This window comes from Thiomonas sp. (genome assembly GCF_054608695.1).
Genome location: NZ_JBTRXV010000198.1, coordinates 1 through 2826 on the forward strand (window position 1 = coordinate 1; position 2826 = coordinate 2826).

The window sequence follows — 2826 nt, forward strand, 5'->3', positions numbered from 1 at the left end:
GCCAGGAAACCTTCATCAAACGCATTCAGCGCATGCCCAAGACCCTGTCCGTCAACTCAGACAACGAGCTCTACAAATCCTGGGAGATCAACCCGAATGAAGCTACTGAACTCCATGTCCATGGTCGGGTGCTTTGGGGATGGCTCGGGAAGGAGCTTTGACGGAACCTCAAGCCATGAGAAGCCACCGGAGCAAGGGAAGTTTCGTCGCATGCATGAAGGCTCCACCCTTGTTGCGAGAAGAGGCCAAGGATGCTTCAAGACCTCGATCCAGCTAAACATGCGATACAAAACATTACGTATAGTTAGCGTATCGCTATTGACTGTTAATTAGCGCTACGCTATCTTCACTTCATCCCCTCGATGGAGTGAAGCATGCCCTCTCTCAACAAGGTTCAACTGATCGGCCACCTCGGACGCGACCCCCGAGGTGCGCTACACCCCTGACGGCAACGCAGTCGCCAACCTGCAGGTGGCCACCACGCGCGTTTGGAAAGACAAGAATGGTGACCGCCAGGAAGACACCGAGTGGACACGCGTGGTCTTCTACGACCGCCGCGCAGAGATCGCCAGCGATTTCCTCAAAAAGGGCGGTCAGTGCTACGTCGAAGGCTACCTGCGCACCAGGAAGTGGGCTGACAAGGATGGCGGCGATCGCTACACCACCGAGGTCGTCGGCACGGACCTGATCCTGCTGAGCAGCAAGCCGGGAGACGGTCGCCAAGGCCACGCCTCGGCTGATCAGACCACAAGGTCTTCGGCTGCCATCCAGGCAGCCGTGACGGCGCAAAAGCCGCGGAACGGTGATCCCGTCGCGCCCCCGTCGACGACCACGCTTGAGGATCTGCCATGTTCCTCTCTCGTTTCAAGGTCGACTACGCCCTGGTTGGTGAGCGCGATGGCTTTTCTGGCCGTAAGGCGGATGCCAAACTGTGGCGCAAGGAAGCCTACCGACGCGGGTATGCCGATGGTCTCTTGGCCAACGCGACCCGGGTGACGCAAGGCATGCAAGTTGGCGCAGCGACAAAGATCGCCCTGGGCCGGGAGGCGCGCCGATGAACTCCCTTCACATGCTGACGTTCTCTGGTCGCGACTATCTGCCCACGCAGATGGTGCCTGCGGATGTGCACATTGAAGACATCGCCCATGCGTTGTCCCTGATCTGCCGCTTCGGCGGCCACACCGGAGTGCACTACTCGGTGGCGCAGCACAGTCTGCTGGTGGCGAGAATCCTTGAGGAGCGGGGTGCGCCCGTCGAAGCGCAGCTCGCCGGGCTGCTTCACGATGCGCACGAGGCCTACATCGGCGATATTCCGACACCCATCAAGAGTGCCCTCGGCCCAGCCTGGCACGACCTCGAGGCTGACGTGGCGACCGCGGTACGCCGGGCACTGGACGTGACATTCGCCTCGCATGATTGGGAAGATCTGATCAAGTATGCCGATCTGGTGGCCCTGGCCACTGAGCGGCGGGATCTGATGCATTTCGATGCAGACCGCAACCTCCACTGGCGAATACTTGGGGGTGTAGCGCCATTCCATGAGAAGGTCGCCGTCCTCGGCTGGTCACCCCAATGGTGGGCGGATGTCTTCCTGGATCGCTACGAAGCTCTGCGCAGTGCTCACGAGGCAGGCAGCCTGCCGCACGCAGCCTGAGCACCAGCCTGAGCACCAGCCGAGGCCCGCCGGATTTTGCGGGCACCGCACAACAACCCAAGGACTCCTATGAAGATGAAAACCAAAACCCTGCTCGTTGCTACCGTTGCCGCAAGCGCCCTGCTTGCAGGATGTGGCCACAAGACGGACCCCGCGAATGCGTCGCTGCACACGATGCTGAAGGATCCGAAGGCGCTCACCACGGAACAGAATTGGTGTGGTCAGCAGCCCAATCCTCAGCAGATTAAAGGTTGCATCAACGGCATGGCCGCTGAGCTCATCACCCATAGCCCGACCATGCTCGCCGACGTCACCGCGCCGGAACCGTGGCCTGGCAAAGACGGAGCATTTTTTCAGGCGGCGGCGCGAGGGATCTTCGCCGGCAAGAACACGGCAAAGGACAACGCCTATGTCGCCGAAGACCAGTGGTGCACCACGCAGTACATCCTGAAGACTCGCGATATGAGCTGGCTCAACGTCACGAAGCCTGACTACAGCAAGGTTTCCGCCAGCTGCGCTGCTGCACACGGCGTGTCGGTCAACCCATTCTGAGCCCGCACGCCCCACACCGGCATCAAGCACCTGACCTGGAAACGACCATGCGCCTTCTCATCGCCCTCTTCCTTCCCTGGCTGACGTTCTTCACCATCGGCAAGCCGATCTCGGGCATCGTGTGCCTGATCCTCCAGCTCACGCTGATCGGCTGGATTCCAGCCACGATCTGGGCCGTCTACGCACTCAGCCAGTACAAGACCGACAAGAAGATCGCCAAGGCGCTGGCCTCCCGGTCGAACGACTGATCTGGCGGTCTGTGCGTTCCGACGCCCGCGCAGACCGCGTTCATCACCACCATCTGATCATCACCACCATGCACACCAATAATCTGATCATCGCCCAGCAGGCGATTGCAATGGCACGCATTGGTCTGCTGCCGACGCAGGAGGCCGCCAAGCAGGCGCTGGCCGCGATCAACGCCGCTCAGGAAGACCTTAGACGCAGCGGGCGCAGTGCGCTGGAGCTCGATTCTGCCCGAGCCGCAGCGTCGGTTCTGGCGCTGGGCCATCGCCCGCACGAAAGCATGTGCATCGTCGCGGTGCAATCCATTGCCGCAGTGCTGATGCGCGCGCCACACGACGCTGAGGAGGTTCAGTCGTGAGCTGGCGCCCAGTCTT

The 2826-nt window shown here is 61.1% G+C and carries 4 protein-coding genes and 1 pseudogene; all 5 read left to right on the forward strand.

Annotated features, from left to right (window positions below):
- Nucleotides 1–374: 374 nt before the first annotated feature.
- Nucleotides 375–738, forward strand: a pseudogene (locus ACYCUK_RS24195) (single-stranded DNA-binding protein); the annotation flags it as partial.
- Nucleotides 739–1069: 331 nt separating this feature from the next.
- Entirely contained in the window at nt 1070–1654 is a 585-nt protein-coding gene (locus ACYCUK_RS24200) for an HD domain-containing protein (protein ID WP_461597127.1), read from the forward strand.
- Nucleotides 1655–1723: 69 nt separating this feature from the next.
- Nucleotides 1724–2206, forward strand: a complete 483-nt coding sequence (locus ACYCUK_RS24205; protein ID WP_461597128.1) for a hypothetical protein — start codon at nt 1724–1726, stop codon at nt 2204–2206.
- Between the two features lie 47 nt (nt 2207–2253).
- On the forward strand, nt 2254–2454 hold the full coding sequence (locus ACYCUK_RS24210; RefSeq protein ID WP_461597129.1) for a YqaE/Pmp3 family membrane protein: 201 nt from the start codon (nt 2254–2256) through the stop codon (nt 2452–2454).
- A 68-nt stretch (nt 2455–2522) separates the two neighbouring features.
- A complete protein-coding gene (locus ACYCUK_RS24215) occupies nt 2523–2810 on the forward strand; it encodes a hypothetical protein (protein WP_461597130.1) in 288 nt (95 codons plus the stop codon).
- Nucleotides 2811–2826: the final 16 nt, after the last annotated feature.